The organism is Rhodovibrio sodomensis, assembly GCF_016583645.1.
In the GTDB taxonomy this organism is placed as follows: Bacteria; Pseudomonadota; Alphaproteobacteria; order Kiloniellales; family Rhodovibrionaceae; genus Rhodovibrio; species Rhodovibrio sodomensis.
Map to the genome: position 1 here is coordinate 1 of NZ_NRRL01000105.1, position 15,499 is coordinate 15,499.

Below are 15,499 nucleotides of genomic sequence, written 5' to 3' on the forward strand. Positions count from 1 at the left end.
CGGTCCTCCTTTCCTTGAATGTTTGAGCCCGCAACATGGAGCTCGTACTAACACTCTCGGAGGGCCGCCACCCTCTCCTCAACATCTGAGAGAGTGGCCCCGCCGCGATACCCCATCTCAAGAACTTCGGCCTGAAGGTCGGCGATGTCTCCGGCGACGCGTTCGCCGCGAAGGTCCGCCAGCTGATCGTCAGCGAGCCGGCGCTGCAGCAAGCGATCGAGCCGTTACTCGAGGCGCTCGCCGAGCTGCGCAAACAGTTCAAGGAGCAGGACCGGCAGGTCCGTCGCCTGGCGAAGAAGGACGAGATCTGCCGGTTGTTCATGACCGTCCAGGGCGTGGGCGAACTCACCGCGCTGAGCTTCAAGGCCGGCGTCGACCAGCCGCAGCGTTTCGCCAAATCCAAGTCGGTGGGCGCGCGCTTCGGGCTGACGCCGTCGCGCTACGAGGCCGGCGAGATTGCCTACGACGGCCGGATCTCGAAATGCGGCGACGGCTCGGTCCGGGAGCACCTGTACGAAGCTGCGAACGCCACATTGAACAACACGAAGAAGTGGTCGTGGTTGAAGGCCTGGGCGATGGAGATCGCAAAGCGCCGCGGCATGGAAAAGGCGAAGGTCGCGCTGGCGCGCCGCCTGGCCGAGGTGCTGCACCGGATGTGGTGCGACGGCACGACCTTCCAGTGGCAGCGGACGGCCGCGTGATACTGCCGTACGGCAGGCACCCGGCAGGCTGCGGCCGTAGCTGACAAACTCGAGGACGGAAGCCAGCGATCATGTAGGCACCAAGCGAACACAACAGGTTTCCGCTGAAGGCGGAGAGAAGGTCCCCGCAGGGGGCGAGAGTGCGATGAGGCCGCCTTGCGGCTTGGGGCTTTTTGACCCCGCGCTTTAGATTGGCCCGTCGGACTCCTCCGATCCCATCATGTGGCGGTCGCCGCACCGACCACGGAGAGAAGCATGACCCCTTGCGGAGTCTTCACCACCCAAGTGCGAGCCGTGTTGACATCCACCGCCGCGATAGAGAAGCCGCAAGATCGAGCGTTTGTGCGAGCGGGACGCCGGCTACCGCTTCATCGTCGGCGAGCAGGTGCCGGATCACACGGTGATCGCGCGCTTCCGTCGGCGCCACAGCGCCCGCATGGCGGAGGTGTTCCGGCACGTTCTGAAGATGTGCCATGAGGCTGGACTGGTGCGGCTGGGCCTGGTCGCGCTCGACGGCACCAAGGTGCAGGCGAACGCGGCGCTGGATGCCAACCGGACGGCGGAGAGCATCGACGCGCAGATCAAGCGGATGATGGACGAGGCCGAGACCACCGACCAGCAGGAGGACGACCGGTACGGCGCCGAGCGCGGCGACGAGGTCCCCGCGGAGCTGCGAAACCGCCAGGACCGCCTGGCGCGGTTGAAGGCGTGCCAGCAGCGCCTTCAGCAGGACGCCGAGGCGCAGGCGGCGCAGCAGCAGGCGAAGCTGGACGCCCGGGCGGCCGAGGAGCAGGCCAGCGGCAAGCGCAAGCGCGGCCGCAAGCCAAAGGCGCCGGATAACAGCGTCGATCCGAAGGCCGTCGCCAATCCGACCGATCCCGATAGCGGGATCATGAAGACCCGCCGGGGCTGGGTGCAGGGCTACAACGCCCAGGCCGTGGTGACGCGCGATCAGATCATCCTCGCCGCCGACATCACCAACGCGGCGAACGACGTCCAGCAGCTCGGCGGCATGCTGGCGCAGGCGGAGGGGAACGCCGCCGTGGCGCGCGATGCGGACGCCGAGCTGGGCACCGTCGTCGCGGACGCCGGCTACTGGTCCCAAGACAACGTGAAGGCCGAGCAGCCTGGCCGCGAGCTGTTCATCGCGACGAAGAAGGACCATGAGCAGCGTGCGGAGCTGCGCGACGCCCCACCGCCGCGCGGTCGGATCCCGAAAAACATCTCCGCCCGCGAGCGCATGGACCGCAAGCTCCGGACCAAGCGCGGGCGGGCGGTCTACGCCCAGCGCAGCCAGACGGTCGAGCCCGTGTTCGGGCACATGAAGGACAGCCAGGGCGCCGGCCGGTTCTCCATGCGTGGGCTGGATGCCTGCCGCGGCGAGTGGCATCTGGACGCCGCCGTCTACAACTTACGCAAACTGCACCGGGAGTCTGTCCAGCGGGCGGCGAATACCAACGAAGGGGCGAGAAAACGCCCCGGATAACGCCCGGAAAGGCGAAGAATAGGACGGCCTGGCTGCGTCCCGCGGCTCGCCCCCGACGTCACGCCCACCCTGCGGCGCGCTCGGGGCTATTCAACAACAGGCTCTTTAACGGAAGTTTCGATCACCGCCGCAACGGACACATCCGGCCTGCCTTACGACCCGTTCGCAGCCCACAGATGCCTGGTTCAGATCATGCGAGATTATGCTTCCAGCCTGTAACATCAGCAGGTTCTGGGCGTCGGTTGGCGCAGGCAATCTCGCGCGGCCGGGTTGACAGTTAGGGCCGTTGGCCGGTCGGCAGGAGTACCTTCTACACCAGACGCAGCCTGTGCGATGCGGATCGGCGAGGGATGACCCGGAGCCGAAGTTCGGACGGCGCAGAGGGATAGGATTGGGTTGGTGTGAACCGGCGCTCGGCCGGAACCCCTCAAATTTGGGATTTCAGTAGCTTGTGCAGCGCCGATCGGCATCGGATCGTGACCCTGTGCTGATTGACAAGCGTTATTGGCGGTACGGCGGTGTCTGGACCGAGAGGCGCGGCCCGGTCGCAAAACGAGAGTTGACGGCGTTGGTTCAGTAGGTAAACTGGTTACTAGACCGGACCGGTTAGGTGGCCCGTTTGCAATACGCGCCCCACGCCGACCGGACCAAGGGGCCGAAGAAGCCCGATCCGGTCCGAATGGCGTCGTCCGACGGCGCTGCTATAAAGATGATCTTGGGGAGGTAGTCATGGTTCGACGGTTCGCGGCCGTATTGGCCGCTGGGCTTTTCGCAACAGTCGCAGTTGCTGGGACGACGGCGGAGCCGGCGCGCGCTCAGGATAAGTCGCTGACCTTGTGCTGGGCATCGTGGGATCCGGCCAACGCCCTGCGCCAGCTGTCCAAGGATTTCACCGAAGAGACCGGCATCGAGATGAACTACGAGTTCGTCCCCTGGACGAACTATGCCGATCGCTTTCTGACCGTTCTCAACTCGCAGGGCGACCTGTGCGACCTGATCATCGGCGATAGCCAGTGGCTCGGCATCGGCGCGGAGTTCGGGCACTACGTTAAGCTGAACGACTTCTTTAGCGAAGAAGAGATCAGCATGGACCGGTTTCTGGACGCGGCGGTGTACAACTATGCCACGTGGCCGAAGGGAACCGACAACTACTGGGCGCTGCCGGCGATGGGCGACGCGGTTGGCTACGTCTACCGCAAGGACTGGTTCCAGCGCCCGGAGATCCGCAAGTCGTTCGAACAGGAGTACGGCTACGAGCTGGGCGTGCCCAAGACCTGGCAGGAGCTGATGGACGTCGCCCAGTTCTTTCAGGGCCGGACAATCGACGGCAAGAAGCGCTACGGCATTGCCCTCTACACTGAGCGCGGCTCCGAGGGCATCACGATGGGCGTCACCAACGCCTTGTACGCCTGGGGCTTCGAGTACGACGATCCGAACAACGATTACCGCATGGACGGGTACGTCAACTCGGACAAGGCCGTCGAAGCCGTCAAGTTCTACAAGAAGCTTTACGAGTGCTGCACCCCGCCCGGTCACTCCAACGCCTACATGACCGCTAATCTGGACGCCTACAAGTCCGGCCAGGTGGCGATGCAGATGAACTTCTTCGCGTTCTTCCCGGGCATCCACAAGAACGACCGGGTCGGCGGCGACACGTCGGGCTACTTCGTCAACCCGACCCACGGCGACAAGCCGCGCGCGTCGGTGCTGGGCGGACAGGGCATCTCGGTCGTCAAGTATTCCGACAAGCAGGACATGGCGCTCGAGTACATCAAGTGGTTCGCACAGCCGGAGGTCCAGAAGCGGTGGTGGAAGCTCGGCGGCTACTCGGTGCACAAGGCGGTGGTGAACGCGCCCTGGTTCAAGGACTCCGCGCCGTTCGCCTCGGAGTTCCTGACGGCCATGAGCACCGTCCGCGACTTCTGGCAGGAGCCGACGTACGCCCAGCTCCTGCAATCCACCCAGAAGCGCATGCACGACTACATCGTCGCCGACAAGGGCACCGCCAAGGAGGCCCTGGATAATCTGATCACGGACTGGAAGTTCACCTTCCAGTCGGTCGGCAAGTACTGAGCGCCGGCGCGCCCGGCCGGCCGCCGTCCTGGCTCAGCGTCCAGGGGCGGCCCGGCCGGGCCCCACGCCGCGCGTTCATTCGGCGTAGTCCAATCCAGGCGGTTTCCGAGATGACCCAGGTTTCCCTTAAAGCGCCGGCGATCCGGCGGCTCGGTGGCGGCACGGGCCCGCGCCAGCGGGTGCGTGGTCTGTCCGACCGGGCGCTCGCCTTCTACTTCGTGCTGCCGTCGCTGCTGCTTCTGCTGGCGATCAACATCTTCCCGCTGGCCTGGAACATCTATCTCAGCTTCACGAACTACCGCGCCAACATGCCGGGCTTCCCGGTGCGCTGGGTGGGCGACCTGAACTATGCCCGGCTGCTGGGCAGCGAGGATGTTTGGGCGGCGATGCAGCACACCGCCCACTTCGTCGGCTGGGCGATGCTGATCCAGGTGATCCTTGGGTTCGGGCTGGCTTGGCTGCTGAACCGCAAGTTCAAGGGCGCCGGGCTGTTCATCACCCTGATCGCGCTGCCGATGATGCTGTCCAAGGCGGTCGTCGGCACCTTCTGGACCTACATCTTTCAGCCGCAGTCCGGGATCTTCAACTACATCGTCAACTTCTTCGCCGACGTCGGCGAATTCACCATGCTGGGCAACGCCGACCTGGCGCCCTGGGCGCTGATCCTGGTCGACACCTGGATGTGGACGCCGTTCATCATGCTGATCGTCCTGGCGGGCCTGCGCTCGGTGCCCCAGGACCTCTACGAGGCCGCGGAGGTCGACGGCGCCTCCTCCTGGCGGCAGTTCTGGACGATCACCGTGCCGATGGTATTGCCGTTCCTGATGCTCGCGGTGCTGTTCCGCTCGATCGAGTGCTTCAAGCTGTTCGACATGGTGGCGGAGCTCACCTCGGGCGGGCCCGGTTCGGCGACCGAGCTTGCCAACATCTTCCTGAAACGCCAGGCGTTCGAGACGTGGCGGACCGGCTACGCGGCCGCTTTCGCTGTGATCCTGTTCGTCACTACCTTCGGCGCGGCGAACATCTACGTAAAGTTCTGGACCAAGGTGAAAGAGCGATGACGGCCGTCGCACAGGAGGACCCTCCGCCCAGGAGCCGGCGGATGGGCTCCGCACAGGCGCATTCAATCGTCGAACCGGGGCGACTGAGCAAGCGCGTCGCGGTCGTCCTTGTGGCGCTCTACGCGCTGTTCGCCGTGGTGCCGATGGCCTGGATCGTCATGACCAGCTTCAAGACGACCGAAGACGCCATCGCCTATCCCCCCAAGGTGGTCTTCGATCCGACGTTGGAGGGCTACGTCCACCTGTTCACCAACCGCTCCCGGCAGACGGAGGAGTACATGCAGGACCTGCCGCCGGCGGAGCACTGGTGGCAGGAGATCGTGCGCGAGGACAACATGGTGATCACGGGTCCCTCGCGGTTCGCCGACCGTTACCTGAACTCGCTGGTCATCGGTTTCGGCGCGACCTTCCTGTCGGTCTTCTTCGGCGCGCTGGCAGCCTACGCCTTCTCGCGCTTCAAGGTGCCGCTGCGCGACGACCTGATGTTCTTCATCCTGTCGACGCGGATGTTTCCCCCAGTCGCGATCGCCATCCCCGTCTTCCTGATGTACCGGGAACTCGGGCTGAACGACACGCACCTCGGGATGATCATCCTCTACACGGCGGTGAACCTCAGCCTGTCGGTCTGGATCCTGAAGGGCTTCATGGACGAGATCCCCCGGGAATACGAGGAGGCCGCGATGGTCGACGGTTACACCCGTCTGCAAGCCTTCGTGAAGGTGGTGCTGCCGCAGGCCAAGGCCGGCATCGCCGCGGCGGCGATCTTCTGCCTGATCTTCTCCTGGAACGAGTACAACTTCGCCATCCTGCTGACGAGCGGCAACGCGCAGACCGCCCCGCCGTTCATCCCCCTGATCATCGGTGTGGGCGGCCAGGATTGGCCTGCGGTCGGCGCGGCGGCCACCCTTTTCATCCTGCCGGCGGTGATCTTCACCGTGCTGCTGCGCAAGTACCTGCTGGCCGGCATCACCTTCGGAGCCGTTCGGCGATGAGTCAGCAGCGCGAGCGCGGGCGTGGGCAGTTGGAGCGCGGCCCGATCCGCCGGCTTCTGCGCCGCGGGTTGTGGGAGCCGGTGGCGATGACACTGATCGGGATCGGGGTCGTGATGATGACCCAGCCGGTTTCGCTTTGGCTCTACAGCAACTCCTTCACGTTCATCCTGGCCGGCACGCTCGGCTACCTCGTGGTCAGCCACTTCCCGGAGTAGCGCCATGGCGGAGATCGGGCTAAGCCAACTGCACAAGAGTTTCGACGATTTCGTCGCGGTGCAGAACACCAATCTGACGATCGCCGACGGGGAATACTTCGCCCTGCTCGGGCCGTCCGGCTGCGGCAAGACGACCACGCTGCGCATGATCGCGGGGCTGGAAATGCCCACGTCGGGCCGAATCACGCTCGGCGGACGCGACGTGACGCAGCTGCGCGCCGGCCGGCGGGACATCGCCTTCGTGTTCCAGATGTTCGCCCTCTACCCACACATGAACGTCCGCGACAACATCGCCTATCCGCTGAAGTCGCAGGGCATGAGCGGCCGCGCGGTCCGGCAGCGCGTCGACGAGGTCGCGCGCCTGCTCCAGATCGAGCCGTTGCTGCCGCGGCGCATTTCCGCGCTGCCGGGCGGCGACCGGCAGCGGGTGGCGCTCGCCCGGGCGATCGTCCGCCGTCCGCAGGCGTTCTTGATGGACGAGCCGCTGGGCACGCTGGACGCCGAGCTGCGCAGTCTGATGCGCGAGGAGCTGCGCGCGCTCCACGACCGGATCGGCGCCACGACGATCTACGTCACCCACGATCAGGTCGAGGCGATGAGCATGGCCGACCGGATCGCGGTGATGTACCAGGGCGTGGTGCTGCAGGCCGCGCCGCCGATGGAGATCTACGCCCGACCGGCGACGAAGTTCGTGGCGGGCTTCGTGGGCGCGCCGGCGATGAATTTCCTCGACGCCCAAGGCGAGATCGCCCCCAGCGCCGACTGGCTGCGGGTCGCCGACGTCGAGGTCGGGATGCCTGCGCTGCGCGAGGGTCTGTCCGGCCGGCACGCTATCCTGGGCATCCGGCCGGAGCACCTACGCCTGACCAGCGAAGGCGGCCTGCGCGGGGTCGTGTTCGGCGCGGAATACCTGGGCTCCCACCAGCTGCTCACGGTCGATACGCCGGCCGGGCGCATGCACGTGCGCACCAGCCACCGCGACCCGCTGCGGATCGGCGAGACGGTGGGCCTGGAGATCGACCCGGCCCACGTGGTCCTGTTCGATCCCGACAGCGAGCGCGCGCTCGCCAGCGACAGTCACCCCGGCGGGCCCGACATCCACGTCGCACGGAAGGAGGCGGCCAGTGGCTGAGATCGGCCTCGACGCCATCACCAAAAGCTACAATGCGACCGTCGCCGTGGACGACGTCAGCCTGCGCGTGGGCGACGGGGAGTTCTTCGTCCTGTTGGGACCGACGGGCGCGGGCAAGACGACGACCCTGCGCACGATCGCAGGCCTGGAGATGCCGGAGCGCGGCCGGGTCACGATCGGCGGCGAGGACGTCACGCGCGCGGCGCCGGCGGAGCGCGACGTGGCGTTCGTCTTCCAGCAGTTCTCGCTCTACCCGCACTACACCGTCTACGACAATCTGGCCTTTCCCCTGCGCGCGCCGGCCCGGCGGATGGCGGAGGCGGAGATCGACCGGCGCGTGCGCAAGGTCGCCGAGCAACTCCACATCACCCCAAAGCTCGGCAACCAGGCGACACGCCTGTCGGGCGGGGAGATGCAACGCGTATCGATCGGCCGGGCGCTGGTACGCGAACCCGCGGTTTACCTGATGGACGAGCCGCTGTCCTCGCTCGACGCCAAACTGCGCGAGGGTCTGCGGGTGGAACTGAAGCACCTGCAGGTCGATCTCGGCGCCACCATCCTCTACGTAACCCACGACCAGGTCGAGGCCCTGACCCTGGCCGACCGGATCGGCGTGCTTCACGAGGGCCGGCTGCTTCAGGTCGACACGCCGAGGCAAATCTACAACGACCCGGATGACGCCGTGGTTGCCTACCAGTTGGGGGCGCCGGCGATCAATTTCCTGCCCGCAGACGCGCTTGGGCTCGACACCCCGGGTGTCGCGAGCGGCGCGGTGCGGCCGGAAGACGTCACGCTGATCGCAGCCGACGCGCCCGCCGACGGTTCGGTGCCCGCCGTGGACGCGACGGTCACGCAGGTGGAACGCCTGGGACCCGAGGACGTCGCGGTCTTCGACTGGCACGGCCACACGCTGCGGGCGCTTCTGACCCCGGGCCAGGCGATCAGCCGCGGCGACGTCGTTGCGCTGCGCTTCGAACCCGACAAGATCATGCTGTTCGACGCGCGCGGGCGGCGGGTGCGCCGGGGCGCTGACCGCAATACCGCGGCCGGCCACGGCGCTGGACCGATGTCCCAGAGAGCGGACACGGGAGTCCGGAATGCCGGCTGATGCGACACCCCCCGCCTGGCATCGCGCGGCGATCGATGCCTGCGTGGCCACGATCGCGGCCGAGGCCGATACCTTGACGGAGCTGGACTCCGCGATCGGCGACGGCGACCACGGCACCAACCTGAAACGCGGCTTCGATGCCCTCGCTGCCGAGGCCGACACGCTCGCTGACCAGCCGACGGGCGCGATGCTGCAGCGCGCGGGCACGACGCTGGCGAACAAGGTCGGCGGCGCCTCGGGCGCGCTTTACGGCAGTCTGTTGATGATGATGGGCAGACAGCTGGGCGGCCGGCCGCTCGACCCGGCGACGCTGGCCGAAGCGCTCGGCCAGGGCGTGGAAATGGTCAAGAAGCGCGGCCGCGCGGAGGCGGGCGAAAAGACGCTGCTCGACGTCCTGGTGCCCGTGCAGCGCGAACTCGACCGGGCGGTCGACGCGGGCGAGGGCGACCGCGCCGATCTCGCCCACCGTCTGCGGGCGTGCGCGGACAACGCGCTGGAGAGCACGCGCGCGATGACCGCGACCAAGGGCCGCGCCTCCTATCTGGGCGAGCGCAGCGCGGGTCATCTGGACCCGGGGGCTGCTTCAGCGTGCCTGCTGATCGGCGCGCTCGCCGACCTCGCGGAGGACCGGACATGAGCGCGCCGGCGCAGGTCGCCGTGGCGATCGTCTCGCACTCCCCGGAGATCGCCCGGGGCACGGCGGCGATGGTACATCAGATGGTTGGAAGCGACGTCCGCGTCGGCTACTGCGGCGGCAATGCCGACGGCGGTCTGGGCACGGATGTCGAGACGATCCGGGCCATGCTAGAGGACGTTTGGACACACGCTGGCGTTGCCGTGCTGGTCGACCTGGGCGGCGCCGAGATGAACACGGAAATGGCGATCGAGATGCTGTCCGAAGACAAGCGCGCCGGTTTCACCATCTGCAACGCAGCCATAGTCGAGGGCGCTGTCATGGCAGCGACGCAGGCGTCCACCGGCAGCGGACTGCAAGAGGTGCAGCAGGCCGCCGAGGACGCCATCGGCTGACGGTTCGGGCCGGCGAGCCACGACAGGAGGTTGGATTTACATGGCGGTCGCGGAAGGCGCGCAGGAACTCACCCATGCGATCGGACTGCACGCGCGCCCGGCTGTGAAGCTGACTCAGCTGGCGTCGCGGTTCGAGAGCAACGTACGCCTTCGCGTCGGGGCGGACGGGGACTGGATCAACGCCAAGAGCGTCTCCAAGGTCATGCGGCTCAAGGCACGGACCGGCAAGACCCTTCACTTCCGCGCGGAAGGCGACGATGCCGACGAAGCCGTGGCGGCGCTCAAGGGACTGGTCGAACGGGGGTTCGGTGACGACACGCAATGACCCGGACGCACCGGGTGGTCCAGGCGAACAGGTCCTGCTTGGCCAGGCTGCCTCACCCGGGCTGGCGATCGGGCCGTTGGCCCGGCTGGATCCGGCGCGGCCAGACCCGCACGCCGAAAGCGCCGCGACCGGGACCGAGGACGGTCGCGAACGCCTGAGTGCGGCTGTCGCGCAGGCCCGTCGGGAGCTCGAGCTTTTGAGCGCCGACAACGCCGGCGATCTCGGCGGTGAAGTGCTGGGCTTTCAGATCGCGCTCTTGGACGATCCGGAGCTGCTCGAGCCTGCGGAGCCGGTGCTGGCCCGCGGCGCAGGCGCGCAGGCCGCTTGGGAAGCAGCGATCGGGGAGCTCATCGACCTTTACGCCAGGGACGAGGACGAGTATTTCCAGGCGCGCGCGGAGGATTTGCGCGATCTGCGCCAGCGCGTGCTGGGCGCGCTCGCCAGCGGCGATGCTGCCGCGACCGAGGTCCCACAGCGGGCGGTAGTGATAGCCGAGACGCTGTCGCCGTCGTGCTTCCTAGAGATCGATTGGACACAGGTGCGCGGAGCCGCCCTGATCCACGGCAGTGCAACCAGCCACGTGGCGATGCTCGCGCGGGCCCGCGGCGTGCCGCTGGTCACGGGCCTCGGCGAAGGGCTGCGCGACCTGCCGGCCGACGTGCCGGCGGTGCTTGACGCCGTCGATGGCCGGCTGATCGTCGACCCCTCCCAGCAGACGCGCGTGGCTTACGACGAACGCCTGTCCGAACGCGCCGCGGCCGACGAAGCCGACCGCGCGTACAGCGCCCGGCCGGCCACGACAGCCGACGGCACCCCCGTCCGCGTGTACGTGAATGTCGACGACCCGGCCGTGCTCGCCGCGTCCGACCCGGGGATTTGCGACGGCATCGGGCTGACGCGCACGGAGTTCCTGTTCCGCGACGGCCCGGCCGACGAGGCGACGCAGCTGGCGGCCTACCGTCGGATTATGGCGTGGGCCGACGGGCGCCCGGTGACGATTCGCACCCTCGATGCCGGTGGCGACAAACCTGTGCCCGGGGTAACCCCGGCGGGCGAGAGCAACCCGTTCCTGGGTCAGCGCGGGCTGCGCCTGTCGCTTGCCCGGCCGGATCTGTTCCGCACGCAGTTGCGCGCGCTGCTGCGTGCGGCGGCCGACGGCCCGTTGAAGATTTTGCTGCCCATGGTCACACTGCCGCGAGAGCTGGCCGCGGCGCGAGAGATGCTCGCGGACGCGCGCCGTGACCTCGCCGCGGAAGGGATCGACGTGCCCGACACGCCGCTCGGCATTATGGTAGAAACGCCGTCCGCCGCCTTACGTCCCTTTGACTTCGACGCCGACTTCTACTCGATCGGCACGAACGACCTTGTGCAGTACGTCATGGCCGCGGCGCGCGATGTCGACGCGGTCGCCCAGCTCCAGGACGCCCGCGATTCGGCCGTGCTTGAGCTGATCGCGCGGGTCGCGGAGGCGGCCCGGCAGCGCGGCGTCGAGTGCAGCGTGTGCGGCGAGGCGGCTGGCGACGCCGAGAGCATTCCGTGCCTCCTGGACGCGGAAGTCCGGGCACTCTCGGTGCCGCCGGCCGCCGTCGGACGGACCAAACGCGCGGTCGCTGGCCACCGTACCCGGTCAGGCAATGGCGCCTAGGACTGGGACGCCCCGTAACGACAGGCGGCAGGATCGTGTGGCCGCCTACAAGCAGCGGCTCCGGGACTACCTCGACCGCCGCCCGTCGGGCGCGCGCTTGCGCATCGCGCGTGTCCTGGGTACGCACAAGAGCTTCGTCTCCCAGATCACCAACCCGGCCGACCCCACGCCGGTGCCTGCGCGCCACTTGAACGCCATCTTCGACATCTGCCAGCTCTCGCAGAGCGAACGCGAGGATTTTCTGGCGCTCTACGCCGCGGCGCATCCCGAGCACGTCTCTGGTGTGGCCGCCGGGCGGCCGGGCTACGTCAAGACCCTCCACGTCGACGTCCCAGTGCTGGCGGACGCTGACCGGCAGCGGGATCTGGAGGAGCTCATTCGCGACTTCGCCCGCCGCGCGGCCGCGCTCGCCCGCGGAAAGGACGACTGACCCGCTGGACGCGGCGCCTCAGCAGCCCCAGCGCAGGGCGGGGGTGTTCACCGGCGCGTCCCAGAAACGGATCATCTCGTCGTCCAGCAGGGTGAGGGTGAGGGAGCAGCCCGCCATGTCGAGCGAGGTGACGTAGTTCCCGACCAGACTGCGCGCCACGTCTAGCCCGTGCGGCTCGAGCGCGCGCAGCGCGGCCGCGTGCATCAGATTGAGTTCCATCAGCGGCGTGGCACCCATACCGTTGACCAGCAGCAGGACGCGCTGACCCCCGGCTGGCTTCAGGTCCTCGATCACCGCCTCCAGCAGGGTTCGGGCGATCTCGTCCGCGCCGGCGAGCTTTTCCCGCCGACGGCCCGGCTCGCCGTGGATGCCGATGCCGATCTCCATCTCGTCGGCCGGCAAGTCGAAGGTGGGCTTGCCGGTCTCCGGCATGGTGCAAGAGGTCAGCGCCACGCCCATCGAGCCGCTCTGCGCGTTCACCCGCTCGCCGAGCGACTTGAGCGAGGCCAGGTCCTGCCCAGCCTCCGCCGCGGCGCCGACGATCTTCTCGACGCCGACCGTCCCCGCGACCCCGCGCCGGCCGGAGGTGAACGAGCTGTCCTCGACGGCGACGTCGTCGTTGACCAGCACGGTGGCGCTTTCGCTGTCGTGCATCTCGGCCGCCATCTCGAAGTTCATGACGTCGCCGGAATAGTTCTTGACGATGAACAGCACGCCGGCACCCGCGTCGACGGCTTTCGCCGCAGCCTGCGGCTGTTCGGGGCCGGGCGAAGTGAAGGTGGGGCCAGGGCAGGCAGCATCCAGCATGCCGGGACCTAGAAAGCCGGCGTGCAGCGGCTCGTGCCCGCTCCCCCCGCCTGAGACGAGGGCAACCTTTCCCTGGACCGGAGCGTCCGCGCGGACGAGATAGCACGGGTCCGCAACGTATTTGATACGGTCCGGATGCGCTTGTGCGAAGCCCTCGAGGCTCTCTCGAACACTCTCCGACGGGGTGTTGATCAGCTTCTTCATGACAGCTCCTCCCCAGGGTGTCGGCGTTGGCCTTATCTGCCGGCCCAGTTTACTGACCAGTTTAGAAAGTTAACCCACGGGAAGCAATGCACCTGGATCGCCAGCAAGGCCAGTGCCGGGGACTCTGTATGCGCGCCCCGAATTGTGACTATCAGACCGGGGCGCGAGCAGAGGGTGAATCCCTTGCAGGGACAGGCCCTCGGGTCAGGGCCGCGGCGCACGCGCACGTATAACGCGGTTGTGTCAAACGAGCTTAACCGCTTTAGCCACGTCACGTGCCCCATCTTCCGCCCCCGGGCGAGCGTCAGCTTTGCCGTAGAGGTGGAGGCGGGCATAAGGGGGCGCGGGCGAGGCCAAGCCAGCGGGCGGCGTCGTCGCCCAGCAGGCTGTCCATCACCGCGTCCGAGTGGCGCTCGCCGCTGGCCAGCGGCAAGCCGGCGATGGCGCGTATGAACTGTCCGAACTGCGAGGCGGGGCAGGCATCGAGCGTCCAGTGGCAGGTGTTGTGCGGGCGCGGGGCGTATTCGTTGACCAGCACCTCGCCTTCGGGGGTGACGACCAGCTCGAGCCCGATGACGGACGAGGTCGAGCGCGTGCGCCACCGCCTGCGCCACGTCGCACGCCTGCCAGGCGACCAGCCGGGACAGCTCGGCGGGCGCGATCGTCCGGGTCAGGACGTGGTTCTCGTGCCGGTTCTCGACCGGCGCGTAGCTGCGGATCTCGCCGTCCGCCGCGCGCGCCACGATTAACGAGGCCTCGAGCGCGTAGTCGAGGAACGCCTCCAGGATACCCACCGGCTCGTCCGCGCTTTCGGCCAACTTGGCCGAGGCGGCCGTGGTGCCCGTCTCCGGATCGATGGTCACGTGGCCCTTGCCTACGTAGCCGCCGCGTACCGTCTTCAGCACCACAGGCTTACTCACCCATCGCCGGTTCGACCTCAAGCCAGGGCGCCTGGACGGCGACACCGCCACGTCGCGTTCTCGCTCAGCGAGTTCACCTAAGAGCCCGAGCGCGATGTCTACACCTGCCCGGCCGGCAACATGCTGCGCACCACGGGCAAGGTCCTGGCCGACAACACCAACCGGTGTCTCGCCAGTATGCCGGATTGCCGAGCATATCCGCTGAAGCCCAAGTGCGGCCCGAACATTATCCACCGCAAGGTTACGCGCGACATCAACGAAGACGCCCGGGACGATGCCCGCGCCTTGGCGTGCACAAAGACGTTTCGCCAGTCGGCCCGCAAGCGCAAGAAGGTCGATATATGTTCGCTCACCTCAACCGGCACATGGGCTTCCAAATGCTTGCGCCTACGCGGCCTGTCCGGCACCACCGACAAGTTTCTGCTCGCCGCAACGCTTCAGAACCTCAGCCGGCTGGCCAAGCGCCTAACGCCACCACCTGAACCGGCCTCGGCGATGTAGGAGCCACCGAAGATAGATCCCAGGATGACTGGAAGGGACTCCTACAGGCCGTGAGAAGCATCGCCCCAAGACCTATCCTCGACCCCACTCTGCGGCACCGGCCCGAAAGGCCGTCCATCAGAGCCCCTTTTTCAACAGCATCGACCCGAGGCTGCCTGTTAGCACGTAAGAGTCGGCGGCCGGAATGCCCTCGACACCTGACGACGACGTCGTGTAAGCGCGCTTCGGGAGCTGACCCAAAGCGGTCATGACCCGCCATTATCAGGGCGCATCTTTAGTCGTAGTAACTGACCACATGACGGCTTCCTCTTACGATGTAGGGGTTGCCGTAGCGGTCATAGCACAGCTTTCCGGCGATCTTTGCGAGCCGCCCATTTTGGTACGCCTGTTTCGTCACCGTTCGGCATTTGCGCGATGAATAAAGGTCACGCCCTTCGTGCTCATGCTGCCGTTCAGTAAAATGGTGCCCTTTATTTTGATGAGTGCTGCGATGTCGGTCCCGACTGCGGCTATGAGCATGGCCAGGCCTATGGTGTTCGCGCTCGAAATGGTGGCGGTCGGTATGATGGCTCTTGCCATAGTGTCTTGAGTTGAAGTGGATCGTCAGGTCCTCCGCCGAGGCTGGCGGTGCGGTTAGTTGCATTGCGAGGGCCATTGCAAGGGGAACCCCAAGCCAGACGGCGCTTCTTCGGATTGGCTTAGTCAGCATCGGCTGTCTCCTTCCATGGGACGTCTCCAATGTAGAGCGCTGCGGATCCGGTGGGTGTGTCCGTGCGCACACTGAGTCCCTCGATGCCTTCCAGGCCGAGCCGTGGCAGTGCATCCCGACAACAAGCTTAAAAAAAGATCGAGTACAGTCAGCGATTCCTC

The 15,499-nt window shown here is 67.0% G+C and carries 16 protein-coding genes and 2 pseudogenes; 14 read left to right on the plus strand and 4 right to left on the minus strand.

Annotated features, from left to right (window positions below; translation table 11 throughout):
- Positions 1–320: 320 nt before the first annotated feature.
- From CKO28_RS22135 to CKO28_RS22195, 13 genes are all read left to right on the plus strand, one after another.
- Positions 321–701: a transposase gene (locus tag CKO28_RS22135; RefSeq protein ID WP_242480735.1), complete on the plus strand. Its 381-nt coding sequence runs from the start codon at positions 321–323 to the stop codon at positions 699–701.
- Positions 702–1,041: 340 nt separating this feature from the next.
- The gene (locus tag CKO28_RS29205) at positions 1,042–2,187 is read left to right on the plus strand and encodes a transposase (RefSeq protein WP_200343072.1); all 1,146 of its coding nucleotides are present in this window, start codon (positions 1,042–1,044) and stop codon (positions 2,185–2,187) included.
- An 834-nt stretch (positions 2,188–3,021) separates the two neighbouring features.
- Positions 3,022–4,260 (plus strand): ABC transporter substrate-binding protein, encoded by a 1,239-nt coding sequence (locus tag CKO28_RS22145; RefSeq protein WP_200343073.1) that lies wholly within the window; start codon positions 3,022–3,024, stop codon positions 4,258–4,260.
- 110 nt (positions 4,261–4,370) lie between these two features.
- Positions 4,371–5,321 (plus strand): carbohydrate ABC transporter permease, encoded by a 951-nt coding sequence (locus CKO28_RS22150; RefSeq protein WP_200343074.1) that lies wholly within the window; start codon positions 4,371–4,373, stop codon positions 5,319–5,321.
- Between the two features lie 41 nt (positions 5,322–5,362).
- Complete coding sequence (locus CKO28_RS22155) at positions 5,363–6,313, plus strand: carbohydrate ABC transporter permease (protein ID WP_200343075.1); 951 nt, start codon at positions 5,363–5,365, stop codon at positions 6,311–6,313.
- Positions 6,310–6,528, plus strand: coding sequence for a hypothetical protein (locus tag CKO28_RS22160; protein WP_200343076.1), 219 nt, complete (start codon positions 6,310–6,312; stop codon positions 6,526–6,528). The genes CKO28_RS22155 and CKO28_RS22160 overlap by 4 nt, the downstream gene beginning before the upstream one ends.
- Positions 6,529–6,532: 4 nt before the next feature.
- Positions 6,533–7,660 (plus strand): ABC transporter ATP-binding protein, encoded by a 1,128-nt coding sequence (locus tag CKO28_RS22165; RefSeq protein ID WP_200343077.1) that lies wholly within the window; start codon positions 6,533–6,535, stop codon positions 7,658–7,660.
- Entirely contained in the window at positions 7,653–8,768 is a 1,116-nt protein-coding gene (locus CKO28_RS22170; RefSeq protein ID WP_200343078.1) for an ATP-binding cassette domain-containing protein, read from the plus strand. The genes CKO28_RS22165 and CKO28_RS22170 overlap by 8 nt, the downstream gene beginning before the upstream one ends.
- A complete protein-coding gene (gene dhaL, locus CKO28_RS22175; RefSeq protein ID WP_200343079.1) occupies positions 8,758–9,405 on the plus strand; it encodes a dihydroxyacetone kinase subunit DhaL in 648 nt (215 codons plus the stop codon). The genes CKO28_RS22170 and dhaL overlap by 11 nt, the downstream gene beginning before the upstream one ends.
- A complete protein-coding gene (dhaM, locus tag CKO28_RS22180) occupies positions 9,402–9,797 on the plus strand; it encodes a dihydroxyacetone kinase phosphoryl donor subunit DhaM (protein ID WP_200343080.1) in 396 nt (131 codons plus the stop codon). The genes dhaL and dhaM overlap by 4 nt, the downstream gene beginning before the upstream one ends.
- Before the next feature lie 40 nt (positions 9,798–9,837).
- Positions 9,838–10,122, plus strand: coding sequence for an HPr family phosphocarrier protein (locus CKO28_RS22185; RefSeq protein ID WP_200343081.1), 285 nt, complete (start codon positions 9,838–9,840; stop codon positions 10,120–10,122).
- Positions 10,055–11,767 (plus strand): phosphoenolpyruvate--protein phosphotransferase, encoded by a 1,713-nt coding sequence (gene ptsP / locus CKO28_RS22190; RefSeq protein WP_437127648.1) that lies wholly within the window; start codon positions 10,055–10,057, stop codon positions 11,765–11,767. Before CKO28_RS22185 ends, ptsP begins: the two co-directional genes overlap by 68 nt.
- Positions 11,768–11,804: 37 nt before the next feature.
- On the plus strand, positions 11,805–12,197 hold the full coding sequence (locus CKO28_RS22195; RefSeq protein WP_200343083.1) for a hypothetical protein: 393 nt from the start codon (positions 11,805–11,807) through the stop codon (positions 12,195–12,197).
- An 18-nt stretch (positions 12,198–12,215) separates the two neighbouring features.
- On the opposite strand, the gene dhaK is transcribed toward CKO28_RS22195, so the two are convergent.
- The 3 genes and pseudogenes from dhaK to CKO28_RS29445 form a co-directional block, all read right to left on the minus strand.
- Positions 12,216–13,208 carry a dihydroxyacetone kinase subunit DhaK gene (gene dhaK, locus CKO28_RS22200; protein WP_200343084.1) on the minus strand — a complete coding sequence of 331 codons (993 nt, stop codon included), beginning with the start codon at positions 13,206–13,208 and terminating at the stop codon, positions 12,216–12,218.
- Between the two features lie 304 nt (positions 13,209–13,512).
- Positions 13,513–13,746, minus strand: coding sequence for an ATP-grasp domain-containing protein (locus tag CKO28_RS28960; protein ID WP_200343085.1), 234 nt, complete (start codon positions 13,744–13,746; stop codon positions 13,513–13,515).
- A 100-nt stretch (positions 13,747–13,846) separates the two neighbouring features.
- Positions 13,847–14,362, minus strand: a pseudogene (locus CKO28_RS29445) (ATP-grasp domain-containing protein); the annotation flags it as partial.
- Between CKO28_RS29445 and CKO28_RS22215 the strand changes: the two are divergent.
- A pseudogene (locus CKO28_RS22215) lies at positions 14,243–14,629 on the plus strand (transposase); the annotation flags it as partial. The pseudogenes CKO28_RS29445 and CKO28_RS22215 sit on opposite strands and share 120 nt — an antisense overlap.
- Before the next feature lie 274 nt (positions 14,630–14,903).
- On the opposite strand, the gene CKO28_RS22220 reads toward CKO28_RS22215, so the two are convergent.
- Positions 14,904–15,338 carry a hypothetical protein gene (locus CKO28_RS22220; RefSeq protein ID WP_200343087.1) on the minus strand — a complete coding sequence of 145 codons (435 nt, stop codon included), beginning with the start codon at positions 15,336–15,338 and terminating at the stop codon, positions 14,904–14,906.
- Positions 15,339–15,499 lie beyond the last annotated feature (161 nt).